Source organism: Enterobacter cloacae complex sp. IR5384, from assembly GCF_049237265.1.
GTDB lineage: Bacteria > Pseudomonadota > Gammaproteobacteria > Enterobacterales > Enterobacteriaceae > Enterobacter > Enterobacter cloacae.
The window spans coordinates 1-25,625 of sequence record NZ_JBMKHJ010000004.1 but is presented as its reverse complement, the minus strand read 5'-3'; the positions used below and the strand labels follow the sequence as shown (position 1 = coordinate 25,625).

21 protein-coding genes are annotated in these 25,625 nt (G+C 52.3%); 10 read left to right on the top strand and 11 right to left on the bottom strand.

All coding sequences use genetic code 11. The features are described 5' to 3' along the window. The first annotated feature begins 18 nt into the window (after positions 1-18). Positions 19-1,128 (top strand): iron-sulfur cluster carrier protein ApbC, encoded by a 1,110-nt coding sequence (gene apbC, locus ACOTX3_RS05015; RefSeq protein ID WP_013097927.1) that lies wholly within the window; start codon positions 19-21, stop codon positions 1,126-1,128. A 95-nt stretch (positions 1,129-1,223) separates the two neighbouring features. On the opposite strand, the gene ACOTX3_RS05010 is transcribed toward apbC, so the two are convergent. Next, positions 1,224-1,709 carry a GNAT family N-acetyltransferase gene (locus tag ACOTX3_RS05010; RefSeq protein WP_028028119.1) on the bottom strand — a complete coding sequence of 162 codons (486 nt, stop codon included), beginning with the start codon at positions 1,707-1,709 and terminating at the stop codon, positions 1,224-1,226. Beyond that, positions 1,654-1,986, bottom strand: a complete 333-nt coding sequence (locus ACOTX3_RS05005; protein WP_127869166.1) for an RcnB family protein — start codon at positions 1,984-1,986, stop codon at positions 1,654-1,656. Before ACOTX3_RS05005 ends, ACOTX3_RS05010 begins: the two co-directional genes overlap by 56 nt. Positions 1,987-2,454: 468 nt before the next feature. Here ACOTX3_RS05005 and ACOTX3_RS05000 point away from each other — a divergent pair, with 468 nt between their 5' ends. From ACOTX3_RS05000 to etk, 3 genes are read left to right on the top strand one after another with little or no spacing between them, the layout of a single operon-like run. After that, positions 2,455-3,594 (top strand): polysaccharide export protein, encoded by a 1,140-nt coding sequence (locus ACOTX3_RS05000; protein ID WP_023622076.1) that lies wholly within the window; start codon positions 2,455-2,457, stop codon positions 3,592-3,594. Further along, a complete protein-coding gene (locus tag ACOTX3_RS04995) occupies positions 3,594-4,043 on the top strand; it encodes a protein tyrosine phosphatase (protein ID WP_058678811.1) in 450 nt (149 codons plus the stop codon). The genes ACOTX3_RS05000 and ACOTX3_RS04995 overlap by 1 nt, the downstream gene beginning before the upstream one ends. After that, positions 4,043-6,241 carry a tyrosine-protein kinase gene (gene etk, locus ACOTX3_RS04990; protein ID WP_038420175.1) on the top strand — a complete coding sequence of 733 codons (2,199 nt, stop codon included), beginning with the start codon at positions 4,043-4,045 and terminating at the stop codon, positions 6,239-6,241. Before ACOTX3_RS04995 ends, etk begins: the two co-directional genes overlap by 1 nt. Here etk and ACOTX3_RS04985 read toward each other — a convergent pair. Then, complete coding sequence (locus ACOTX3_RS04985; protein WP_127869165.1) at positions 6,238-7,581, bottom strand: NCS2 family permease; 1,344 nt, start codon at positions 7,579-7,581, stop codon at positions 6,238-6,240. The two genes, etk and ACOTX3_RS04985, sit on opposite strands and share 4 nt — an antisense overlap. Positions 7,582-7,601: 20 nt before the next feature. Then, positions 7,602-9,380, bottom strand: coding sequence for an adenine deaminase (locus ACOTX3_RS04980; protein WP_058678809.1), 1,779 nt, complete (start codon positions 9,378-9,380; stop codon positions 7,602-7,604). 122 nt (positions 9,381-9,502) lie between these two features. Here ACOTX3_RS04980 and ACOTX3_RS04975 point away from each other — a divergent pair, with 122 nt between their 5' ends. Further along, complete coding sequence (locus ACOTX3_RS04975; RefSeq protein WP_161496903.1) at positions 9,503-10,423, top strand: LysR family transcriptional regulator; 921 nt, start codon at positions 9,503-9,505, stop codon at positions 10,421-10,423. Positions 10,424-10,493: 70 nt separating this feature from the next. Continuing rightward, complete coding sequence (locus ACOTX3_RS04970) at positions 10,494-11,009, top strand: protein disulfide oxidoreductase (protein WP_038979515.1); 516 nt, start codon at positions 10,494-10,496, stop codon at positions 11,007-11,009. A gap of 37 nt (positions 11,010-11,046) precedes the next feature. Here ACOTX3_RS04970 and ACOTX3_RS04965 read toward each other — a convergent pair whose 3' ends face one another. The 3 genes from ACOTX3_RS04965 to ACOTX3_RS04955 form a co-directional block, all read right to left on the bottom strand. Beyond that, complete coding sequence (locus ACOTX3_RS04965; RefSeq protein ID WP_127869164.1) at positions 11,047-12,513, bottom strand: pyridoxal phosphate-dependent decarboxylase family protein; 1,467 nt, start codon at positions 12,511-12,513, stop codon at positions 11,047-11,049. Between the two features lie 18 nt (positions 12,514-12,531). Continuing rightward, positions 12,532-13,908, bottom strand: a complete 1,377-nt coding sequence (locus ACOTX3_RS04960) for a diaminobutyrate--2-oxoglutarate transaminase (protein WP_013097916.1) — start codon at positions 13,906-13,908, stop codon at positions 12,532-12,534. Positions 13,909-14,254: 346 nt separating this feature from the next. Next, positions 14,255-15,259, bottom strand: coding sequence for a LacI family DNA-binding transcriptional regulator (locus tag ACOTX3_RS04955; RefSeq protein WP_058678808.1), 1,005 nt, complete (start codon positions 15,257-15,259; stop codon positions 14,255-14,257). 238 nt (positions 15,260-15,497) lie between these two features. On the opposite strand from ACOTX3_RS04955, the gene ACOTX3_RS04950 reads away from it, so the two are divergent. Both ACOTX3_RS04950 and ACOTX3_RS04945 read left to right on the top strand, forming a co-directional pair. Then, positions 15,498-16,739 (top strand): MFS transporter, encoded by a 1,242-nt coding sequence (locus ACOTX3_RS04950; protein ID WP_020690161.1) that lies wholly within the window; start codon positions 15,498-15,500, stop codon positions 16,737-16,739. 16 nt (positions 16,740-16,755) lie between these two features. Next, positions 16,756-18,189 (top strand): glycoside hydrolase family 32 protein, encoded by a 1,434-nt coding sequence (locus ACOTX3_RS04945; protein WP_038979519.1) that lies wholly within the window; start codon positions 16,756-16,758, stop codon positions 18,187-18,189. Between the two features lie 75 nt (positions 18,190-18,264). On the opposite strand, the gene ACOTX3_RS04940 is transcribed toward ACOTX3_RS04945, so the two are convergent. Both ACOTX3_RS04940 and ACOTX3_RS04935 read right to left on the bottom strand, forming a co-directional pair. Continuing rightward, positions 18,265-18,759: a hypothetical protein gene (locus ACOTX3_RS04940; protein ID WP_176601166.1), complete on the bottom strand. Its 495-nt coding sequence runs from the start codon at positions 18,757-18,759 to the stop codon at positions 18,265-18,267. Positions 18,760-18,993: 234 nt separating this feature from the next. After that, positions 18,994-19,821 (bottom strand): YadA C-terminal domain-containing protein, encoded by an 828-nt coding sequence (locus ACOTX3_RS04935; RefSeq protein WP_080292706.1) that lies wholly within the window; start codon positions 19,819-19,821, stop codon positions 18,994-18,996. Between the two features lie 837 nt (positions 19,822-20,658). Here ACOTX3_RS04935 and ACOTX3_RS04930 point away from each other — a divergent pair. Together ACOTX3_RS04930 and ACOTX3_RS04925 are read left to right on the top strand one after the other, a co-directional pair. Next, on the top strand, positions 20,659-22,017 hold the full coding sequence (locus tag ACOTX3_RS04930; RefSeq protein WP_058678807.1) for an integrase: 1,359 nt from the start codon (positions 20,659-20,661) through the stop codon (positions 22,015-22,017). A gap of 100 nt (positions 22,018-22,117) precedes the next feature. Beyond that, complete coding sequence (locus tag ACOTX3_RS04925; protein WP_058678806.1) at positions 22,118-23,689, top strand: GmrSD restriction endonuclease domain-containing protein; 1,572 nt, start codon at positions 22,118-22,120, stop codon at positions 23,687-23,689. A gap of 9 nt (positions 23,690-23,698) precedes the next feature. On the opposite strand, the gene ACOTX3_RS04920 is transcribed toward ACOTX3_RS04925, so the two are convergent. Together ACOTX3_RS04920 and ACOTX3_RS04915 are read right to left on the bottom strand one after the other, a co-directional pair. Then, complete coding sequence (locus ACOTX3_RS04920) at positions 23,699-23,908, bottom strand: hypothetical protein (RefSeq protein WP_058678805.1); 210 nt, start codon at positions 23,906-23,908, stop codon at positions 23,699-23,701. Positions 23,909-23,918: 10 nt separating this feature from the next. Further along, entirely contained in the window at positions 23,919-24,479 is a 561-nt protein-coding gene (locus ACOTX3_RS04915) for a tyrosine-type recombinase/integrase (protein ID WP_032669563.1), read from the bottom strand. Between the last annotated feature and the right edge of the window lie 1,146 nt (positions 24,480-25,625).

Genomic DNA, 25,625 nt, shown 5'->3' with positions numbered 1-25,625 from the left:
AAGAACAAAGGAGTCGGGATGAGTTCGCAATCCCAGGCCAAATCACCGGAAGCCTTACGAGCAATGGTCGCCGGGACGCTGGCTAACTTTCAGCATCCAACCCTGAAGCACAATCTCACTACGCTGAAAGCGTTGCACCATGTCGCATGGCTGGACGATACGCTGCACATTGAGCTGCAGATGCCGTTCGTCTGGACCAGCGCCTTCGACGCGCTGAAAGAGCAAACCAGCTCAGAGCTGCTGCGCATTACCGGTGCAAAAGCGATTGACTGGAAGCTGAGCCACAGTATCGCCACCCTCAAGCGGGTGAAAAACCAGCCCGGCGTTAACGGTGTGAAAAACATCATCGCCGTCAGCTCTGGCAAGGGCGGGGTGGGGAAATCGTCTACCGCCGTCAACCTGGCGCTCGCGCTGGCGGCGGAAGGGGCGAAGGTCGGTATTCTGGATGCGGATATCTACGGGCCGTCAATTCCCAACATGCTGGGCGCAGAAAACCAGCGTCCAACCTCGCCGGATGGAACCCACATGGCGCCAATCATGGCGCACGGTCTGGCAACGAATTCCATCGGTTATCTGGTGACTGATGACAATGCGATGGTCTGGCGTGGTCCAATGGCCAGCAAAGCGCTGATGCAGATGCTGCAGGAGACCCTGTGGCCGGATCTGGATTATCTGGTGCTGGATATGCCGCCGGGTACTGGTGATATCCAGCTGACGCTGGCGCAGAACATCCCCGTCACCGGGGCAGTTGTCGTCACTACGCCGCAGGATATCGCGCTGATCGACGCCAAAAAAGGCATCGTGATGTTTGAGAAAGTCGAGGTGCCTGTGCTCGGTATCGTCGAGAACATGAGCATGCACATCTGCAGCAACTGTGGTCATCACGAGCCTATCTTCGGCACCGGCGGTGCAGAAAAACTGGCGGCGCAGTACCACACCCAGCTGCTGGGACAGATGCCGCTGCACATCACGCTGCGTGAAGATCTGGATAGCGGGAAACCGACGGTCATCAACCGCCCGGACAGTGAGTTTGCGGAGTTGTACCGTCAGCTGGCGGGGCGCGTTGCGGCGCAGCTTTACTGGCAGGGTGAAGTCATTCCTGGCGAAATCGCCTTCCGCGCGGTGTAATTCTTCTGCGCTTGAGTGCCGGGTGGCGCTTCGCTTACCCGGCCTACAAATGGCACCATCATGTAGGTCGGGTAAGGCGAAGCCGCCACCCGACATTAACGCAATCGGTAATGCATCAGATAGTACTCTCCCTCCGGAGAATCCCCCGTTGCCTCGATGTGCCAGCCATGACGCTGATAAAACGCGATAGCCCGTTCGTTTCTCACCAGGCACTTTAACGCCCCCGTACTGGTAAACGTTTTTTGTACCTGTTCCAGCAGCAAACGACCTACGCCCAGGCTCTGATACTGCGGATCAACGAACAGATTGTGCAGAAAGTTATCATTCGTCCAGACTGACGCAAAGCCCACACGATGGCCGTTCTGTACAGCAACCCAAATCACTTCGTCTCGGGTTGCCTCGTCAAAATCTTCGAGTTGCCATTCTGCACCGTTCAGCCACGGCCACGCCTCGCGGCGGGCATGCAGGTAAAGGGTGCGCAGGAAAGGACGATCGCTCTCCTGCCACGGCCGAATATGGACGGTATCAGCGATGATAGAAGATATCTCCGTTATAGGCTTTATAGATCTTACCGTCGGCATTACCGATCAGGACATAGTTCTCGCCCATATAGGTCCAGTGCGTACCCGCATCCGGCGCCGGGAGGTTACGCAGTTGATACTGTTTGATGGTGTATTCAGGGGTTTGATACAGCGCCGGAGCCGTGTCGCCAATTTTGAACTTCGTGAAATCAGCAATGAACTCTTGTTCTTCATAAGCTTTGATGCCGCCAGATGCTGACGCCGTTTGCGGGGCTGCCGAAGCCGCGCTCGCAAGAGACATTACTACACCCAGAAGCAGCCATGTACGCTTAGCCATTTTTTCTCCAGTTATACCGTTACTGATACGCTCAGCCTGCTGTGTTGACGATATGGCAGACAGCCTATTTTAAGTATCCCAGCAGAGCCTGTTAGAAAAAAAATGTAACAAAAGTGGACGGTTTTGTGTAGATCAAACGGTTAATACTATTTTGTTTATGAATATTATTTCCTAGGACTTATTCAGAACGGAAATATTTTTTTTAATTAATTCTGAAAATATAAGTTTACTCTAAATTTGTGACCTGAAATGCATGCATTTCATTTGAAGACGATTTAAACTTCTAAAAGCGGAGCGGTTTAATTCTCAATTCTACGTGGTTCCGGTCCTTCAGTTCATTCTACACATCATTCAGTGATGTGTAATTTTACGTAATTGCTTGAAAAACAGCATGTTGAAAAAGTAGGCGATTCTTCCGGAATGGCCTGTTATGCGTTTTTTGCGCTCATGAATGAAATATTAATTCTAATGAAAAACACAACCACATTATCTGTAATATTCTTAGCGATAAGTCAGTTGACGGGCTGCGTATTTTCTCCCGGGCAAACATTAAGCTCAGCGGGAAAAAACGTCATTACGTCGGGTGATGAAAATAATAATTTAGATAAGCGCGTGGATCTCTATCCTGTTACCCCTTCATTGATTGAGAAATTGCGCCCTGCCGTCACCAAATCTCAGTCTAATCCTAAGCTCGATGAGCAGGTCAGAAACTGGGAGTACCGCATTGGAACCGGTGATATTTTGACCGTAACCGTCTGGGATCACCCTGAACTGACAACACCGGCCGGACAGTATCGCAGTGCCAGTGACACCGGCAACTGGGTCAACGCCGACGGTACGCTCTTCTATCCCTATGTCGGCAAACTCCCGGTGGCAGGAAAAACGGTCTCTGAAGTCAGGGAAGAGATCGCCAAACGGCTGGATAGCGTGATCGAAAGCCCGCAGGTGGACGTCAGCGTGGCTGCCTTCCGCTCGCAAAAGGCCTATGTCACTGGCGAAGTCGTCAAATCTGGTCAGCAGGCAATCACCAATATTCCCCTGACGGTCATGGATGCCGTCAACGCGGCAGGCGGGCTTTCTGCCGATGCGGACTGGCGCAATGTGGTTCTCACTCACGAAGGGAAAGATTCGCGCCTCTCTCTGTATGCGCTGATGCAGCACGGCGACCTGACGCAAAATAAGCTGCTCTATCCGGGCGATATCCTTTTTGTGCCTCGTAATGACGCCCTGAAAGTCTTCGTGATGGGGGAGGTGATCAAGCAGAGCACGCTCAAGATGGACAGGAGCGGAATGACCCTTGCTGAAGCGCTGAGCAATGCGGGCGGCCTGAATCAGGATATGGCCGATGCGACGGGCATTTTTGTTATTCGCTCCATTGCTAAAGGCAACGACGCGGGAAAAATTGCCAACATTTATCAGCTTAACGCGCAGGATGCCTCCGCGATGGTGTTGGGCACCGAATTCCAGCTTGAGCCGTACGACATTGTCTACGTTACCACGGCACCGCTGTCACGCTGGAATCGCGTCATTACGCAGCTCGTGCCGACCATCAGTGGCGTTCATGACCTGACCGAAACGGTCCGTTACATCAGATCGTGGCCGCAATAATGTTTGATTCCATCTTAGTGGTCTGCACCGGCAATATTTGTCGCTCGCCGATTGGCGAGCGGCTGTTGCGTCAGTTGCTACCGGGAAAACGGATAACCTCGGCAGGTATCTATGGGCTGGAGGGCAGCCCGGCGGATGTCAGCGCTCAGGACGTGGCCAAGCGACATGGGATCTCACTTGAGGGACATCGCGCGCGCAAACTGACCCCGCAGATCATGCGGGAATCGGATCTGATTCTGGTGATGGAACCTGCGCATCTTCGCTTTATCTCTGACATGGCCCCGGAAATTCGCGGCAAATCGCTGCTTTTTGGGCAATGGCTGGGGCCGCAGGACATCCCCGATCCCTATTGTAAAAGTCGTGAAGCGTTCGATTATGTTTTCGGTCTGCTGGGCAAAGCCAGTCAGGAATGGGCTCATCGTTTGAGTCAACAAGGAATGAAGCGTTAATGTCGTCTTACACAACAGACAGTTACGGTGCGGCAGCACCGGAGAATCATGAAATCGATCTCATTAGCCTGCTCGGCGAGGTGATCGATCACCGTGCAGTCATTTTATCGATAACTTTCCTGTTCACCCTGCTGGCGGGGCTGTATGCCTTTCTGGCCACGCCCGTTTATCGCGCTGATGCCTTAATCCAGGTTGAAGGAAAGCAGGATAACAGTCTGCTCAAAAATTTAAGGCAGTTTGGGAGTGAGATGTCTCCCGATGTCGAACCTGAAATTCTCCTGCTTAAATCGCGGATGATCCTGGGCGCAACCGTCGATGAATTAGGCCTAACGCAGCACGTGACGCAGCGTACGTTCCCGGTAGTGGGACGTCTGTGGGCACGATTGCAGGGCCGTAAACCGGCGACGGTTGCCCTTGGCTGGCTGCAACTTCCCCCTGTCGAAGGCAAACCTCGCACCCTTGTGCTCACTGTGCTGGAAAAAGGGGCATACCGGCTGGAGGGGGATAACTTTTATGCCGAGGGCAGGGAAGGGAAACCGCTGGAAAAAGCCGGCGTTTCACTGTTGGTGGTGAAAATGAATGCGCCAACGGGCACGCAATTCACGGTGCAAAACAGCACCCGTCTGGAAGCTATCAATACGCTCAGCACCCAATTTAGCGTCGTTGAATCGGCAAAGCAGAGTGGGGTGCTGACGCTCACGCTGACCGGAAACGATCCTGAGCGCATTGCGCATGTGCTTGACCGGATTGCCAACAACTATCTGCAGCAAAACATTGCGCGCCAGGAAGCACAGGATGCCCGCAGTCTTGCATTTTTGCAGAAGCAGTTGCCTAAAATCAGAAGCGAACTGGATCTGGCTGAAGAGCGGCTGAATCAGTATCGCAAACAGCGTGACTCGGTGGATCTCTCCCTGGAAGCGAAATCGGTTCTCGAGCAGATTGTGAATATCGAAAACCAGCTCAACGAGTTGACGTTTCGTGAGGCGGAGATTTCTCAGCTGTTCAAGAAAGAGCACCCGAACTACCGCGCCTTGCGTGAAAAGCGTCAGACGCTTGAGCAGGAGAAGGTCCGCCTTAATCAGCGTGTCGCCGCCATGCCATCAACTCAGCAGGATATTTTGCGCCTTAGCCGGGATGTGGAGTCAGGCCGCACCATCTATTTGCAGCTCCTCACCCGTCAGCAGGAGCTGAACATTTCGCGCTCCAGCGCCATTGGTAATGTGCGAATTATCGACAGCGCGGTGACGCAACCCGATCCCATCAAACCGCGAAAGCTGGTGGTCATCGTCTTAGGCATCCTGTTGGGGCTGATATGCTCAATGGGGCTGGTCCTGGTCCGCATGGCGCTCAGACGCGGCATCAACACCTCCGAGCAACTGGAAGGGCTTGGCGTACAGGTGATGGCCACCTTGCCCCGTTCCCAGTGGCTGTGGAAAAAAACCAACCTGCGTAAAAAACGCGTATTTGGCTCACGCTGGAGACACAAGATTGTCGATGTCCCTTTCCTGCCGGTTGATCGGCCTGCGGATGTTTTTGTCGAAGCCGTGCGGGGGCTTCGCACCAGCCTGCATTTCACCTTGCAGGATGCTGCTAACCGGATCGTGATGATTTCAGGCCCAACGCAGGACTGCGGTAAAACCCTTGTCAGCACCTCGCTGGCCGCGATTGAGGCGCAGGCCGGGCTCAGGGTGTTATTCATTGATGCGGATATGCGCGAAGGCTATGTACACAACATCTTCGATCTGAAAAACCATACCGGGCTTTCCGACGTGCTTGACGGAAAATGTCATTTCCAGGCGGCGATTCAGCGCTATGAGAAAGGCAACATTGATGTACTGACCTGCGGGCCGGTTCCGTTACGCCCCTCTGAACTGCTGATGAGCGAACGCTTCAGGGCGTTAATGACCTGGGCAGACGAGCATTATGACCTTGTGATCCTTGATACCCCGCCGGTGCTGGCCGTAACGGACGCCTCAGTGGCTGCCCCGGTGGCCGCCACCTCACTGCTGGTGGCCCGCTATGGTAAAACCAGCCTCAAAGAGATGGAGAACAGCATTAAGCGTTTGCAGCAAACGGGGGCGCATATCAACGGCACCGTGCTGAACGATGTGGTGAAATCAGCAGCGCTGTATTACCGTGCAGGCTATGGCCATTACGAGTATGGCCAACGCCCGACACGGCAACCGCGCAAGGATTAGTGCTTCACCAGCGTGGCAAAGTAATACACCAGCGGAATGGCGAGGATCCAAAGACTAACAGGGATTTCTCGCCATTTTCCTGCAATCGCCTTGATGACGATGTAAAACAGCAGCCCTCCCGCAATCCCCGTCCCGAAGCTGTTGGCAATCAGCGTAATCATTACCATCATCAGCACCGGCAGCCCGTCGGTGAAGTTTGCCAGATCCACCTTACGCAGGCCGCTGAACATATTCAGGCCGATCAGGATCAGGGCAGGGGCGGTGGCTTCTTTTGGGATCATGAGCGCAACGGGCGTAAACAGCAGCATCAGCAAGAACATGACCGCAGCGGCCAGCGCCGTCATGCCGGTTTTCCCCCCCGCTTCTGCGGCCGCGGAGGATTCAATCAGCGCCGTGGCGGCAGGAATACCCACCCAGGGGCCAATCGTGGCGGCAATCGAGTCCACCATAAACGGGCGATTGATGTTTGCCATATTGCCCTCTTCATCCAGCAGCCCAGCTTCACCTCCCACCGCCAGCGTGGTGCCCATGGTGGAGAAAAACTCCGATGCGAAAAAGACAAACAGGAACGGCAGGAAGGCAATATTCAGCGCGCCCAGCATGTCGATATGACCCAGCACCGGCGTCAGTGAGTGAGGCATATCAATAAAGCTGGCAGGAAGGTGGGTCACCCCCATCGGAATGCCCACGAGAGTGGCAAACAAAATGGCCCACAAAATGGCGCCCGGAATGCGACGCGCCTGCAGGGCAATGGCGAGGAACAGGCCGCTGAGCGCCACCAGCGCGCCTGGGGAGAGAAAATCACCCAGCATCAGCGCGTTCGTTTTTGCGTTAGCCAGCACCAGCCCGGCATTGCGAAAGCCCAGTACGGCGACAAAAAGACCGATAGAGGCCGTCAGTCCCAGTTTGATGGACTGCGGTACGGAGCGGGTCACAACCTCTCGCAGGCCAAAACGGGTGAGCAGGAAGAACAAAATTCCCGACCAGCAGGCAATGCCCAGACCAATTTGCCAGCCGATGCCTTCACTGCCTGCCAGCGTTACCCCAACCAGCACCGAACCACCAATGCCTGGCCCGACAATAAACGGCAGGTTGGCATAAAACGCCATCAGCAGCGTACCGGCCACAAACACCAAAATGGTGCCGGTGGTCGCCGCGCCTTTGTCCATCCCGCCCACGGCCAACAGCCCCGGGATGACCACCAGCAAATAGGCGGCGGCGAGAAAACCGGTGAGACCGGCCAGACACTCTGTGCGCACGGTACTGCCGCGCGTATGCAGTGAAAAACGACGTTCAAGCCAGTTCCCTGGTGCTGGCGAATTAACGGTATTGTCGGCCATTATCCGGCTCTCCTTCGGTATTATTGTGTGGTGTCCGGGGTTTCCCGGTAAGAAATCAGCGGATCGACAATCTGGCGCGTGCTGCCATCGGTCAGTCCAAGATCGGTTAAATGCGGCCCGGCGTTGCAGGCAAGGCATGTCCCTTCAATGGCTTTAAATACTCTGTATGGCGGCTCCCAGTCGGCAATCTGGCTGCTGCGTTCACGCAGCTCACGGAACTGGCGCGCCAGTTCCGCAGGGGCGAGTTCTGACAACATCCCCGCAATGGGCATCGCCACATGGGCGATCACGTCCCCGTTCTGGACCAGCGCCATCCCGCCACCGCTTTGGATCAGCGTGTTGGCGGCCAGTGCCATGTCATCAGGATCACGCCCCAGTACCACCAGGTTGTGTGAATCGTGGGAGTAGCTGGTGGCAATGGCCCCCCGCAGCTCTCCCCAGCCTTCCAGCAGGGCGATTTGCGGTTTTGCCGCATGGCGCGCGTGGCGGTGCTGAACCCAAATCAGGCTAAAACCAGCCGGTATCTCAACGCGTCCGTCACGTACCCGGGCGTCGGTTTCTCCCCAGCGGGTAAAACGTGCGCCGCTGATATGACGCAGGCGCACCACACCGTGGTTTGCGTTGTCGATGCGCATGTAAAAATCACTGGCGGTCAGCGACGACAGGCGCACGGTATCCCGGGGCAGCGTCAGGGGCGTATCAACAATCGGCTCGATCATCGCTCCGTTACGGGCAATGCATTTTCCGGCGACGTACACCCGGCGAGCCGTCAGTTTATCCAGTGAATCGAACACCACCAGATCCGCACGACGACCCGCGGCAATCAGCCCGAGATCGTTACGCTGCAGGCGCAGGGAAGCATTCAGGGTGGCAAACCGCAGCGCGTCCGTCGCCGGAAGGCCATGTTCAATCAGCAGGTTGAGCAGGGCGATGATGCCGCCTTTTTCCATCAGGATGTCCGGTGGGACATCGTCAGTGCAGACCGTGATTTGTGACGACAGATGCGGCAGCGTTTTCAGCGCGCTGACGATATCAGGCAGCAGATAAGGATGCGAGCCGCGGATCTCCAGCGTCAGCCCGGCGCGTAATTTTTCCAGCGCATCGTCGGCGGAGGTGAGTTCATGATCGGAGGTGACGCCCGCCGCCAGATACGCCTGTAAATCCGCGCCGCTCAGACCACGCGCGTGACCTTCAATCAGCTTCCCACTTTCCAGCCCGGCCTGCAGGATCTCCAGCATACGCTGACTGCCATTCAGCACCCCGTGCATGTCCATCACTTCCGCCACGCCGCGCACTTCGGGCCAGCCAAGCAGGGTATTCATCTCTTCGCCCGCAAAGTCTGCGCCGGACATCTCCAGCCCCGGTGTGGAAGGGACGCTCGATGGCGCCGCGACCATTACCTGCAGTGGCAGGTTGCGGCTCGCCTCAATGGCAAAGCGGACGCCCTCAATGCCCAGCACGTTCGCCAGCTCGTGCGGATCCCAGAACACCGCGGTGGTGCCCTGCGCCAGTACGATCTCTGCGTAGCGGGCGGGCAGCAGGTGCGAGCTTTCAAGGTGAACATGCGTGTCCATTAGCCCCGGAGAGAGAAACTGGTTATTCAGGTCATGCGTCTCAAGCGCATCGTTGCGGCTGCCGCGTGGATGGACGCTGGCGATAAGCGAGCCGACGATGCCCACATCCGCGTCGCGGATCTCACCGGTTGCCATATCAACAACTCGGGTATGCGTAAGCAACAGGTCAAACGGCGTTTCGCCTCGTGCAGCCTTCACGGCGCGGCGTCGGGTTTCGGCAGTCATGCAATTAACAGTTCCAGCATTGAAATATTGACGTTACTCTATGCACCCGGCAAACGTTTGCCCAGCTGATAAAATTTATCGCCCGATAACCCCGGGTTATTCTGTGACGCGTGTAATGGATAATGATGACGGAACCCTGGCAGCGCTTGCCTGCGCTCTCCCTTCGGCAGCTACAGTATTTTGTCACTCTGGCGCAGCTGCGTCATTTTACGGATACCGCCAGTAAACTGGCCATCAGCCAGCCGGCGCTCAGCAGCGCCCTGCGGCAAATCGAAACCGTGCTCGGCGGTAAACTGGTCAACCGTACCGCGTCGGCGGTCACGCTGACCGAGCTGGGGCACGCCATTCTGCCACACGCCCAGCGGGTGCTCAGCGTGGCGCAGCTGGCGTTTGATGATATGCAGCAGATTGTGCAGGCCGGCGGCGACGGTACGGTGCGGATCGGTCTGGTGCCTTCAGTCAGTTCACTGCTGTTTCCGCTGTTGCCGCAGACGCTGGCGCAGGCTTTTCCGCGCCTGCGGGTGGAGTTTCACGACCAGACCAACGATGCGCTGGTGGCGCAACTGCTGAAAGGGCAGATTGATTTTGGCATCGGGGCGCTGGACAACTCGGTACCCGAACAGCTGGACGTGTTCCCGCTGCAGGAGGATCCATTTGTGGCCGTGTTGCACTGCGACGATCCGCTCGCCGCGTCGGCACATGTTCCCTGGAAACAGCTGGTGGGCCGGGATATTGCCGTTTTCTCAAAAGGCAATATTCAGCGGCTGGTCAATGCGCTTGCCGAAAGCCACCGTCTGTCCCTGCAGACCCGTTATCAGGTGGACTATATCGAGACATTATACGGGCTGGTGCGCTCGAAGCTTGCCGTGGGGATATTGCCTCAGCTTTATACCACCCACCTGCAGGACCCGCAGCTTAAGGTGGTTCACCTTCAGCAACCGGCCCTGGCGCGCACGGTGGCGCTGATGCGTGCCCCGCAGGCGCTGCCTCCGCTCATTGAATCCTGCTTTACCCTGATGGTTGATACCTTACGCAGCAGGTAGGGCGACACTTCTTTACAGCGAAACGGCGCGCAGCTCGCTAAGATGACCTTCGTTAAATCACGAGGTCACAATGGAAAACCGCAAATTCAGCCAACTGCGCCGCTGGGCGCGGGAAGGGATCATACTCGTACTGCTGGCGCTGGCCGTGATGTGGGGTGTGGATCAGTACCGCAAGCCGACATTACCCGCCACGTTTAGCGCTACCCCAATGCAGGGCATTGATGGCTCAGTACATGACATTGCTGCACTCAGTCAGGATCGGCCGCTGCTGATTTACGTCTGGGCGACCTGGTGCAGCATCTGTCGCTATACCACGCCTGCGGTCAATAGGCTGGCAGAAGAAGGCGGGAACGTGGTGAGTATTGCCATGCGCTCTGGTGATGACGCTAAGCTTGCGCGCTGGGTCGAAAAGAAGCAGCTGAAAATGCCGGTGATTAATGACGAAAACGGTGCGCTGTCACATCAATGGCAGGTTAGCGTAACGCCGACGCTGGTGCTGGTCTCTAAAGGCAATGTCGTCAGTACAACAACGGGCTGGACAAGCTACTGGGGATTAAAAGTCAGGATGTGGTGGGCAGGGTTATAAAAATAGCCCCTCTCCCGGTGGAAGAGAGGCTGTGGTATTACTTCCCCAGAACTTCCTGCGCAGTACGCTCAACCAGAGACAGCAGGGTTTTGATATCCTCCAGCGTCACGGTTGGGTTCAGCAGCGTCAGCTTCAGACAGGTCACGCCGTTATGCTCGGTCACGCCGACGTTTGCACGGCCGGACTCCAGCAGCGCATCACCAATTTTCTGGTTCAGCAGGGCGATACCTGCATCATCTGCCTGCACCTCGCCACGGAAGCGGAACAGCACGCTTGCCAGCTGTGGCTGCATAACCAGTTCCAGAGCGGGCTGCTCTTTCACATAAGCTGCAACCTGCTGTGCCAGCGTCACGCCGTGATCGATAATCGCCGCGTATTGCTCCTGACCCAGCGCTTCCAGGCTCATCCACAGCTTCAGCGCGTCGAAACGGCGTGTGGTCTGCAGCGATTTGGAAACCAGGTTCGGCACGCCGGCTTCTTCGTCGAACTCAGAGTTCAGGTAAGCCGCTTGATAGCGCATCAGCTCATAGTGGCGCGCTTCCTTCAGCAGGAATGCACCGCAGCTGATGGTCTGGAAGAACTGTTTGTGGAAGTCCAGAGTAACGGAATCCACCAGTTCAATGCCGTCCAGGTAGTGGCGATACTGCTCAGACATCAGCAGTGCGCCGCCCCAGGCCGCATCAACGTGTACCCAGATGTTCTGCTTCGCCGCCAGTTCAGCAATGGCACGCAGCGGGTCAATAGCACCGGCATCGGTGGTCCCGGCTGTCGCGACAATCGCCAGAATCTGTTCGCCGTTGGCGTTGCACTGCTCAATTTTCGCCGCCAGATCGGTCAGATCCATGCGAGAGAATTCGTCAGTTTTCACCTGCACGACGGACTGATAACCCAGACCCATCAGCGCCATGTTTTTCTGCACGGAGAAGTGCGCGTTTTCGGAGCACAGTACGCGGATCTTACGCAGATCGCCCGTCAGACCATCCTGCTGGACAGAGTGGCCCTGACGTGCGAAGAACGCATCACGTGCCAGCATCAGACCCATCAGGTTGCTCTGGGTGCCGCCGCTGGTGAAGACACCCGCGTCGCCAGCCTGATAACCCACGCGGGTACGCAGCCATTCGATCAGTTTGATCTCAATAATGGTTGCGGACGGGCTTTGATCCCAGGAGTCCATGCTCTGGTTAGTGGCGTTAATCAGCACTTCCGCCGCCTGGCTAACGACCAGGCTTGGGCAGTGCAGGTGCGCCACACACTGCGGGTGATGAACGGACAAACTGTCTTTCAGGAAAAACTCCACGGCGCGTTCAATCGCCGCTTCGTTGCCCAGCCCTTTCGGGTTGAAATCCAGCTTAATGCGGTCGCGCAGTTCCGCGACCGTTTTGCCCTGATACATCTCAGGCTGTTTCAGCCACTGCATCACAGCCTGAGTGCTTTGTTCAATCGCCTGCTGGTAAGCTTCAATGCTCTGCGCAGAGGAGAACAAAATTGGGTTTGAATCAGACATCGTAATCAACAACTCCGGTTACGCCGGGCGAACGCCCGCAGCAAGCAGTGCCTGCTCGAATTTATCCAGGAAGACTTTCAGCTCATCATCGCTGATCAGCAGAGAAGGCAGCAGACGCAGAACGATACCGTTACGACCACCGCGCTCCAGAATCAGGCCGGCTTCGAAGCACTTCTTCTGAATCAGTGCAGACAGCTCGCCATCACCCGGGAAGCAACCCATGTGGTCAGCGGCTTCGTGTGGCTTAACGATCTCAATACCGATCATCATGCCCAGACCGCGAACGTGGCCGATAACCGGATAGCGTTTCGCCATCTCGTTCAGCTGGCCTTTCAGCCATTCGCCCTGTGCAGCCACTTTGCCAGCGATGTTCTGGTCTTTCAGGATCTTCAGCGTCGTCAGACCGGTTGCCATCGCCAGCTGGTTGCCGCGGAAGGTGCCGGTGTGGTGACCTGGTGCCCATGCATCGAACTGCTTTTTGATACCCAGCACAGCCAGTGGCAGACCGCCACCAACGGCTTTAGACATCACGATGATGTCTGGCTCAATGCCAGCGTGTTCGAACGCGAAGAATTTACCGGTACGGGCAAAGCCTGCCTGAACTTCGTCCAGGATCAGCAGAATGCCGTGTTCCTGAGTCACTTTACGGATGCGCTGCAGCCACTCAACAGGAGCCGGGTTCACGCCGCCTTCACCCTGAACGGCTTCCAGGATTACCGCAGCAGGTTTACGCACGCCGCTTTCAACGTCGTTGATCAGGTTTTCGAAGTAGTAGGTCAGCGCTTTCACGCCCGCTTCACCGCCGATACCCAGTGGGCAACGGTACTGGTGTGGGTAAGGCATGAACTGCACTTCTGGCATCATACCGTCTACCGCTTCTTTCGGAGACAGGTTACCGGTCACGGACAGTGCACCGTGAGTCATACCGTGGTAACCACCCGAGAAGCTGATGATACCGCTACGGCCGGTGACTTTTTTCGCCAGCTTCAGCGCCGCTTCCACGGCGTCAGCACCGGATGGACCGGTGAACTGCAGGCAGTACTCTTTGCCCTGACCAGGCAGCAGAGAGAGCAGGTATTCGGAAAACGCGTCTTTCAGAGGCGTAGTCAGATCCAGAGTATGTAACGGCAAGCCGCTGGTAATGACATTTTGGATGCTTTTCAGCACATCAGGGTGGTTATGGCCAAGCGCGAGGGTGCCTGCGCCTGCTAAACAGTCAAGGTATTCTTTATTATCTGCATCGGTGATCCACACGCCTTCTGCTTTAGTGATGGCTAAAGGCAGTTTGCGCGGATAACTCCTGACGTTAGATTCAAACTCGGCCTGACGGGCCAGATAGGTTTCGTTGCTTTTGTGGGCATCTACGGTGTCAATACGGACTTTATCCGTCATCATATCACTCCTACAACCGCCGCTTCGTTATGAGCCACGATTGAATAAAAAGTTAAAAAACAGATGGGGGCCTGAAAAAAACGCCGCCAATATAGAGCCTTTTGCCACGGGGCTCAATGGTTAATTTGTTTACTGTTTTGTGACATGGGGCACAGGGGACGGAATATCCCCGTTTTGAGAAAGAAAATTATGCGTTATGGCAAATAAAAACAGCCGGTTACGTGCTAACTGCCCGGAGGGTAAAATCATAAAAAAGAGTGTGACAAATCGTGCCATTTTTCCCTGAAAGGGAGGTTGACCGCCTCCTTAGCCTGCTTATTACTGCGACAGGGCTAAAAAGCGGTGGTCATCATAGATGCGTAATGGAATTCCGCATTAAAAATGGACTTTCAACGCGCGTGGTTTCCCGATGGGTTTCACCGTTAATAATATGCAGAGCACTGAGGCGACCAATTTCATAATGCGGCAGTTGAACCGTTGAAAGAGGCGGAAGAAAGAGTTCTCCAATGCCTACCATATTGTCATAGCCGATCACCGCGATATCTTCAGGGATGCGAATCCCTTGCGCCAGCAGGGTCTGGTAAACCATCAATGCGATACGATCGTTGCCGCAGATAACCGAGTCGAATTGGGGAAGGCCATTCTGAATGTGCGCCTGCAGAACTGACGGAATGTCGCGATAGTGCTCGTCCCCAAACGCCATATAACTATGATCCAGACGGTCCGGGTCGAGCCCCGCTTCACGGCATGCACGTTCCAGCCCGTGACGGCGTCGGGTTGTGGCCAGATGATCTGCGGGTAAATGCAGGCACAGGGACTGTCGATAGCCTGCGGCGAGTAACGCCTGTACGGCGGCGTACTGCCCCTGTTCATCATCAGGAATATAGCTGGCGACCTTTTCATCGATACTTTCGCAGTTGGCCAGCACGCAGGGAAGGGTAAGGAGCTTGGCCGGGAGAGGAACCTGACGTAATCCCATGGTGGTGTAAATAATGCCGTCCGGGCGGTGAGAGAGCAGCAGATCGACGATTGCCTCCGGGTTGTCATCGGTAAACATATTCATGACGAAGCTGTTCCAGCCGTGCATCCGGGCCGTCTCTTCAATGGACAGCGTAATCTCCACCGAGAAAGGTGTCGTCACCGTATCGAGTGCCAGCACGCCTATGGTTTTTGGCGAGGCATGCGCGCCGCGTACTTTCTTGGCGGAAAGATCGGGTACGTAGCTGGTCTGCTCAATAGCCTGCTGTACGCGTTCCAACGTTTCCGGTTTAAGGCGCTCCGGGTTGTTAAGCGCGCGTGAAACGGTCATCAGCGATACGTTAGCCAGCTTTGCGACGTCCTTCAGGGAAGCCATTTTCTTACTCCGTTAATGTCACGTGTTAAAGAGTATACAACTAAGTTACTGATGTAAAAGGAAAGTGGACATGTGAGTGGAGCCAGACAGGCTTCATTGATGAATAATTGATCGCGATCTCACTTCTGTAATGTTAACGTTAACTTTCGTGATTAACATCATGAATCTGATCCAAACCGCATGAGTAGCGCTCAATGTTAACGTTACCATTTTGTCATTACTCCAACATGAGAATGTCATGATGAAAACGCATCACTCTCACAGCTATCCATTATTGAGCGCATTACTGTTTTTCTTTTTTGTCACCTGGTCTTCTTCCGGCTCTTTGCTTTCCATCTGGCTCCACCAGGAGGTGGGCTTAAAAGCGGGCGACACCGGCATTATCTATGCCGTGCTTTCTGTCTCCGCGCTTTTCGCTCAAATCTGCTATGGATTCATTCAGGACAAACTTGGTCTGCGCAAGAACCTGCTCTGGTTTCTGACCAGCCTGCTCATTCTTTCTGGTCCGGCCTTTTTGCTGTTTGGTTATCTGCTGCAGATTAACGTCTTACTCGGCAGTATTTTCGGCGGGATTTATATCGGCCTGACGTTTAACGGTGGGATAGGGGTACTGGAGTCCTATACCGAGCGTGTCGCCCGCCAGAGCCAGTTTGAGTTCGGCAAGGCGAGGATGTGGGGATCGCTTGGCTGGGCGGTGGCAACCTTTTTCGCGGGACTTCTGTTTAACATTAATCCGAAGCTGAACTTCGCTGTCGCAAGCTCTGCAGGACTGCTGTTTTTTGTTTTGCTGGCGCGTCTCAGGGTCTCTTCCGCCCCGCACGCCATGCAGGAAGCGGTGTCAGGCGGTAAAGTCACGCTGGAAGATGCATTACGTCTGCTGACGCTGCCGCGGTTCTGGGCGCTGGTGTTTTTTGTTATCGGCACCTGTATTTATGGCGTTTACGACCAGCAGTTCCCGGTCTATTTCTCCTCCCAGTTCCCGACGTTACAGGAAGGAAACGCCATGTATGGCTATCTCAACTCCTTCCAGGTTTTCCTTGAGGCGGCGGGCATGTTCTGCGCCCCATGGCTGGTGAACCGCCTTGGCGCAAAGAATGGCCTGATTTTTGCGGGAATGGTGATGGCGATGCGTATGGTGGCTTCGGGGCTGGTCGAGGGACCGGTACTGATCTCCATTACCAAGCTATTACACGCGGTCGAACTGCCCGTTTTGCTGGTCTCAATTTTTAAATACAACAGCTTACATTTCGATAAACGGCTCTCTTCCACCCTCTATCTGGTGGGCTTTGCCTGTACCAGCTCGGTGATCGCCTCGGTCCTCTCGCCGCTGGCGGGTTACAGCTATGAGAAATACGGCTTCGCCCAGTCCTATCTCATTATGGGGCTGTTAGTTTTCAGCACCACGTTTATCTCCATCTTCCTGTTGCGCTCGGGTAAATCCTCTTCTGACCCGCTCATGCCGCAACCTTCCACCATCTGATCGAAAGAGTAGAGAAATGACGTATTCAATTACTAAAGCAGAGCAGGAACTTCAGTCCAGACGCGAAGGGCTCAACCTGCGCTGGTATCCGCGTTACCACCTCGCTGCGCGCGCTGGCTGGATGAACGACCCAAATGGCCTGGTCTGGTTTGACGGCTGGTATCACGCTTTTTACCAGCATCATCCGTACTCCACCCAGTGGGGGCCTATGCACTGGGGCCATGCGCGCAGCAAGGATTTAGTTCACTGGGAGCATCTCCCCGTTGCGCTGGCGCCAGAAGGGCCTGAAGACAAGGATGGCTGTTTTTCCGGATCGGCGGTGGTGGATGGCGATACGCTGGCGCTGATTTACACCGGACATAAATTCCACGGCGATCCTGATGACGAGGCGAATCTCTACCAGGTGCAATGTCTGGCGACCAGCCGTGACGGCATTCATTTTGTCCGGCAGGGAATGATCGTTGATACCCCGCCAGGTCTGCATCACTTCCGCGACCCGAAGGTGTGGCGTGAAGGGGAGAGCTGGTACATGGTTGTCGGTGCACGGGACGGTGAGACGGGCCAGGTGCGCATTTATCGTTCTGCCGATCTGCGTGAGTGGCAGGATATGGGCGTGCTGGCGGTGGCTGAAAAAGAGATGGGCTACATGTGGGAATGCCCGGACTTTTTCATGCTCAATGGCAAACGCGTGCTGATGTTTTCGCCTCAGGGGATGGCCGCTGAAGGATTCAAAAATCGTAATCTTTTCCAGAGCGGCTATCTGTTGGGCGAGTGGCAGCCCGGGCAGCCTTTTGTGCGGGAAGGTGAGTTTGTGGAGATGGATCGCGGGCATGATTTCTATGCGCCACAAAGTTTCCTCACGCCTGATGGTCGCCGCATCGTTATCGGCTGGCTGGACATGTGGGAATCCTCCCAGCCGGAACAGGAGGACGGCTGGGCAGGCATGCTCTCTTTACCGCGCGAACTGACGCTTAGTGCGGATAACCGTCTGCAAATGCGACCGGCCAGAGAGGTCGAAGGTCTCCGGCGAGCGTGGTTCCCCTGGCCGGTCAGTACGCTGACTCATCAGCAGATGGCTCTGGTGGAGCGCTGCGACGCGATGGAGGTTATTCTGCAGTGGGATTGTGCCAATAGCAGTGCCGAGCAGTACGGCATGAGTCTGGGAGAGGGGCTGCGCGTCTACGTGGATGCTCAAATGCAGCGTCTGGTTCTTGAGCGAAACTATCCGCAGTATGGCCTGTGCGGGACACGAAGCGTCGCGCTGAACCTGGATAATACGCTTAATCTGCGTCTGTTCTTCGACAGTTCATCCGTGGAAGTTTTTGTCAATGAAGGCGACGCGTGTTTAAGCAGCCGAATTTATCCTGAGGCAGGGCGAAGGGAAATAAACGTATTTGCCTGGGGTGGCTCAGCGTTATTATTCGAAGCCGGAGCCTGGCAGCTGGAGTGACGACTTCCCGTTCATTCGCATGGTGAGTTTGCAATAAAGGGGCAGCCACCCCTTTATTGTTGCCGGTTTAGATCATCATTTTGACAGCTGGCTGTTCACAACAATTCCCTTTTCAACCACCAGCGTTATGGTATATCCCTGTTTATGCCATTTACCGTTGTTTGGTTTCCATCCTTGCCCCAGCAGGAATGCCGCACCGTCATCGATGGTACCGTTCATTACCGCTTCGGCCTCGCGGGAGAGCTGTTTTAAATCACGCGATTGACTTTTATCTGAATTTGCAGTGCATTCGCCGTTAGCTTCCTCAACCTGCGTACATCCTGAACGAGCAAGCTCTTTTCTGTGCTTATGTGTCATTTGTGCATGTTGCACCGCATGAGCCGCATTCGCAAAAGCCGCATTCATCGACGCGTTGCTGATCGCTGCCTGGCGTTGTGATTCTGCGAGATAACAGGTGTCTTTAGAAATGCCTTCATTAAGACACTCCTGCATCCTTGACGCCTTTGTTGCACATCCGCCGAGAAAATACGCTATGCTGAGTATGACTACAGTAAATATCGTTTTTTTCATTGCACTAACATCACAATTTTAATATATGCTGTGATGATGATAATTATTATAAAAATAACTATCACCGCTAATGACCAGTAAATTATTTTAATTTTACACCCCAGTAAATCATTTAATTGTGCTCTTGCTTTGATATAAACAAAGCATGTCATTGTAAGAGCAGATATCTAAATTATTTCAGGAATTTAAACGCAACTTGCGATTAATGGTTTTACTCTATGTGGTTGTTTTTAATTACCAGCCAAGCCCTATACCCGCCCCTACAGCATAATCGTTATTCGTTGTGGTGGTGACACCCGCTTTCACAATGGCATGTTCACCCGCATGGAAGGACGCGCCTACCGCAACGGCGCTTTCGTCATGAAAAGTCCCGGCACCCGCACTCACCATAAACGTTTGATCCCGCTCGACTTGCGGCATTGAAGCGATAGCAACGGCACCGGCGATTCCACTACGGGACTCTTTTTTATTATCGTCCACGTCGTCTTTAAGGCTTTTAAACTGTGCGTTAGAACTTTTTTGCTGCTGAATAAGCATTTGTCGGGCCGCGTTGAGCTCCTGTGCTTGCCCGGCTGTTTGCGTAGTCAGCGTATTGATCTGTTTAACGGCGGCTGTATCAGTGACATTACGGGTGATGATCGTCGTCACGCCGTCTTTGCCCGGACGGCCATCACGACCATTAATGACCTGGTTGTGTTGACCGTCTAAATGTGTTGCCTGCGCGGTTTTCAACGCCGTTGCAGAACCATCAACAGAGGTTTGTATTGGGTCAACCGCAATTTGTTTCACGGGAGTTTTCTGCGGCGGCAGAACAGGCGTGGGCGCCTGACCAGGCTCAATATGCTGCCCGTCCAGGTGAGGGGCTAATAATACTGGCTGTGGTGCAACCGGTGTTTGTTGCGTCGGCAGGGTAATAACAGGTGTGGCAGTAAATTGCTCATTCTTTGCGGAAATATATGCGTCCCCCCAACTGGATGTAACCGGCGAGGTAGAGGCAAGAACTGCTGTGCCAGGAACAGAAGTTAAAATAAAAACAGATACGGCGGTTTTAATACATTTCATTTCCAAACTCTCATCAATAAAATTATTTCGCTATCCTGGCGGGAGGATATAACGTCTTGTTATATTTAATTTAAAAAAGGAGGTTGCGGTGATTTTTTCTAAATCACTTTTTTTGTAACGCGCAGCAACTATCCCGGATATTCACGTTTTATTTATTGATCTTCATCAATACTGGCACGCATGGCTAAAAAGGGGAGTTTGAGAGCGGATTGATCTACTCATTATAAAACAAGGAGTTAATTTTTATGGGGATTGACGGGCGTTCTTGGGTAAAACTAAGAATACATTAATCTTGCTTATCTGTTTTCGTCAAAAAATTACATTATTACGCCTGTTTAATTAATTTATTTAAAGCGTCTTTTGGTTTTCCTTTCTATTGATTTCGTTATTTGTTTTGAATGAAACTTTTATTATTGCCTCTGCAAAATATTTTCCACATGAAAAAATATCATGTTGTAACGGTTTAAAAACAACGAATTTATCGTGTTTAGGTAACAATGATTTAATTATCGCGAAACGTATAGCTAAAAAATAAAGGAATGATCTCCCTACGATAAGCTGCGGCCACATGCTGCATGCGACTGGCCTTGTAGAAACCCCTTGCACCGTGGCCTTCGCTACGGTTACACTAAATTCAAGCAAATGTTTGCATCTAACTATTTGTTTTAAAAGTATTTTGACTCGGGGTGCCCTTCTTCGTTGAAGGCTGAGAAATACCCGTATTACCTGATCTGGATAATGCCAGCGTAGTCCTGGCGATTATCCTCATATAAATCAAAAGATTATTACTCCTTTTCGTCCCGTATTGTTCAGCCGTAACACATTGAGGCTCTCCAAATGGGACACAAAACCATACGCCACACCATTAAACGTAACGGGGTTTATTACGTTCGTTTTCGCCTGCCTGATAATAAGTTTTTCCGTAAGTCGTTAGAGACTGACAGCCACACCCAGGCGCAGTTGCTCATGTCTTTTGCTTCTCCTGTAATTCCTTTGGTCCAACGTGGAACCATCCAACCGGATCACTTCGGTAAGCGTCTTTCCGAGTATGGCAATAGCCTGAAGCAGCAGAATGAACAATGGCTGGCACAACAATTTCTCAGTGAAGAACGGCCCAATCTTCAGCCGATAGTTGTTCAGGAATACCGCGAGGTTGTTGCGCCTTCAGAAGATGAGGAAGAACAAACAGAAGCACAGTCAAAGGATGTGTTAACACTGGCTGGTGCTTGGAATATGTACAAAAAGGAAAAGGCTCTGAACTGGACGAAGGCAATCTCACAGGCCAATGAACGCTTTATGGAAGTGCTGATGATTGTCTTGGGTGCATCCACAGACGTAACTACGATCACCAAACAGGACATTAAGCAGGTGATGGAGGTTGTTGAAAACTTGCCTAAGCGTGTTGTGCAGCCTTATCGGTCAATGACGGTTCAGCAACTGATCGAGTGTGATGATGTGCCACCTGAAGATTTGGTTGGCGCTGAGTCTATCCACAAGCATTTAAAGATTTACAAATCGTTGTTCAAAACCTTCCTGACTGACAATAAAGACATTCTGGAGAAGTCTCCGACTGATGGAGTAGTCGCCGCACCGTCGAAAGCGAGGTTTGGAGCTTACAGTGCAGCAGAAATGAGAAAGTTTGTAGGGTGGGCGCTCAAGCAGCCTGATGGCTGGCAGAAATGGATCACCTTGTTATTGGCGTATACGGGAGCCAGAAGAGGGGAGATCGCCAAGCTGGAGAAATCACAGATCAAATATGATGAAGATAGCCAGCGGCACTATCTCCTGATAGCGGAAGGAGGGCAGGGGAAAACCGAGAATGCTACAAGGCAGGTGGCGATCCATCCCAAACTGATCGAGTGGGGTTTCCTTGATTTTGTTAACCGCCAATGGAAAGAGAAAATCTTCTCGCCTGTGTCGGGTAAGAACATGCCGAAGATAGGCAAAGTTTTAGCGGATGTCCGCGATCAACTTGGCATCCCGTATCTTGATGACTATGGACAACGGCGGTTGGTTCACTCTTTCAGGCACACCATGATCTCAACATGTTTAGCTGGCTGGGTTGGTAACCTGGCACACTTGCAACAGGTGGTAGGACATGAGAAAAGCGGTTCAGGGATTACCGGACGCTATTTGCACAATTTTCCTTTAAGTTCAGTTTGTTACGTGATTGATGGTTTGGCCTGGTTAAATTGAGGTGATATTTGTGAGAGGGTTGAACAAATAGAGAAAATCATGTTGTTACCTCATTGGCTGGAGATATAATGACCAGATTGTCATTTTGAGGAACATAAGCATGGCTGCTCGTTCTAACCTTGTAAATTTAGATGCACTGATTAAGCGTGCTGATCTAGGTTTAAAGATCCAGGATAATTCTTCATTTGAAACTCTAAACAGTATTCCTGCAAGAGAACTGAAATCAGGAAATGGAATTGCAGCGCTTCTGAGAAAACCAGATTTCCAGCGTGAAACAAATCATTGGGGGCCTGAGCAGGTCGTATCTCTGCTCGAATGCTACATCAATGGTGATTTGATACCTTCCGTTATTCTTTGGCGATCATCAACCAATCTTTTTGTGATCGATGGTGGTCACCGTTTAAGTGCATTACGTGCCTGGGTAGAAGATGATTATGGCGACGGTCATATATCCCATCAACTTTTTGGGCATGATATTCCTCGTGAGCAACGCCGCGCTGCTGATAGAACGAGAAAGCTTGTTAAGGACAGGGTCGGCAGCTGGGAATATTATCAGAAACTGCTTGCCGATGATGCTTCATTGACCGAGGAGCAACAGCGAAGAATCAGTGTACTGACGTCCCGTGGAATCTCCGTCCAATGGGTAGTTGGTGATGTAGATAAGGCTGAAACCTCATTTTTTAACATTAATATGAAGGGAACTCCTCTTGATGCTATCGAAGAAATGCTTTTAAAGAATCGCAAGAAAAGTATTCCGATAGCAACCCGAGCAATTATTCGTGCTGGTAAAGGCCATCGCTACTGGTCTGAGTTTGATCAGGGCATTGCCCAGCAACTTGAAGAGAAATCTGCAAAGCTGCATCGTTTGCTCTTCGAACCTGAGGTTGATCGCCCTATCAAAACTCTTGATCTTCCATTAGGCGGTTCCAGGGGGGTCAGGACAGCGATCCAAGTTTTGAAAGATTTCTTACTGATCACTGATTGCAACCAGAATGGTGTTTTGAAAAAAATCGAAGATTACCCTGATGATGTGTCGGGTACCGATACATTAAGAATCCTTTCCAAAGCCACAACATTAAGCAACAGAATTACAGGTAATGGCGATGGTAGCCTGGGACTTCATCCAGCGATTTATTTTTATGGTCCGACTGGAATCCACTCAACGCCAATGTTTTTAGGAACCGTGCTACTGGTAGCAAAACAACTCTCCAACAATAACGGTCAATTCTTTAAAGACTTCATAACAATCAGGTCAAGGCTTGAGAGAATAATGATTGAATTTAAGGACTTGATCGCAATGATAGTACAAAAACCAGGCAGCAACGTCCGAGTGACTCGCTACTGTGATTTTTTAAATGCGGTGATCAAATCACTCAAGCAGGGAGAGAATATTGATGAGAGTAAGCTCATCGAACTGGCCGAATTGGAGGGGAGAATACTCTCTGGCGATTTTAAGAGAACATCTGCAAAAATCAGCGATGAACAAAAAAGTAAGGTGTTCATTGATGTGGCTCTGCGCAACGCTTTGAAATGTCCGATTTGCCAGGGTTACCTTGATACTGAAAAATCAGTTTCTTATGACCATATTGTACGTGTCCGTGAAGGTGGTGATGGCAACTCTAACAATGTACAGTTGACACATCCTTACTGTAACCAGTCAGTGAAGTGTTAAAATTACGTTTCACTTTTCATTATCATTTGTATCGAACGTTTTTGAGAAAGGGCAGGATTGCGAGCGAGTCACCAACGTGAACAAGTAAATGCTGTTTTCGTAAGTGCAAAGCTTCTTTCCGCCCTTTAATTCTTGTTCGTCGGGGTTGCTCATGGTGATTTTTCCTGCATGAGCCGCCAGCGGCAGCAGTGCCACAACACAGAGTAAAACTTTCTTCATAGTTGCACCCTCAATAATCGATTGCCTGGAATACGTCTTCAACATCCTTTTCCATGATCCCACAATACGCCAGCGTGACCGCCTGCGATGAATGCCCGTACAGCTTCGTGAGCGTCGGCAGACTGACCCCACGTTTTATAGCGTGATAACCAAGGTTCTTGCGTGGGCTGTGCGCCGCGATGTGAAGATTGAGCATATCCCCGGCCTCTTTGAATTTGGCTGATACCGTTACCCGGCTGATCGGTTTTCCTTTGGCCCGGTTGCTGTCCACTTCGAACAGGTATTCCTGACCTGGATTATCAGCACGGCGCTGTGCCACCAATTCAAGTGCTTTTGGTGTCAACATAATTGAGCGTGTCTTCCCGGTCTTCTGTTCCTTCAGGTTCAACACGTTCCCTTCGATATGGTTAAAGTCGGCATACCGCAACTTAAGAGCGTCACCAATCCGCGCCGCTGTCTGATTCAGGAACACCCACAAATCACCGTAGATAGCGCTGCTGTTATTCTGGCGCAGCAGTCTTTCAACCTCTGCGATCTTCTCTTTGTCTCTGACTGGTTCGACCTTCTTCATAAAATCCCCCATCGCTGTCTCATTAAGTAAGTTACAAAGAAAATATTGATCATAATATGATCATTGTAAAGGGTTTTTTATATGTTATTTCACCCGCTCCCGTGCGGTGGGAAACGAAAGTGAGGGGGCCACTCTTCAGATATTAGTGTCGGAAAATATCCGGTCTCACTTGGGGATCTGCTGGACCGTCTCTGCGGTGGTTCAATAAAAATGAACTATTATTTTAAAATATCGAAGGGTAGTCCTTTGCACACCACACATGCTGGCTCTAGTAATGAATAAACCTTGCCTGATTCTGCATAAATTCTGCATAAGACAGCCTCTTAGATGTTCATCCACAACACGACTCATAAGAATCAATGACTTGCTAACTTACACATGTACATTGTGTAAGTTAGAGGTGAGTTCTTATACCTGCCAGCAGGCCACTACGTCAGCCACCAACGGGTGATATTCACCGAGCCAGGCCGCCACCATTTCGTACCATTTCCCACAACAATGTAAACAGCCAACCCACCAATCCCTTCTACGCTTCACCAGAAGCCCGTAGCGGCGTTATCTCCACACAATCGCGAACTGACCCACCCATATCCAAGCCCCCCCGCTGAGAGGCTCTCACAGGCCCAGAAATGGAGGTTTTCAGTTGTTTTTTCGAAGAAAATTAATTTTTTCGGCTTGAAATGAGGAGGGGTGTAAACTGGTTTGACACACATTTGGTTGACAGATTTAACGCATCCAGCACTGGCGCGGGTTCGTTGTGTACATCTCGATATAACGATCACCAAATCCCACAGGCGAGCCAGTGACACCAGACGGCAGGAGGGGGCATTTAACGAGTATTTAACTCTATTTAAGCTGTATTTAATTCCCCAGAATGGTGTGGATTATTGACAAGTAGGCCACTGAAGAAAGTTCAGTGGCCTCGTAGGATGCAGACCATTAGCACGTCTAGCCACTGAAGAAAAGTAAGTGGTAATCCACTGAATAAAGGTAAGTGGTATAGTGCCGTTTTACCACTGAAGAAAGTTCAGCTTACTAAATTGACCTGCCCCCACGATTAGATACAACACTCAGTTAGTAACGTCGGAATCTTCATTCTCAGAATGACCCTTTCTCCAGCCCGCTGCAAATTCAGACGGTGTCTGA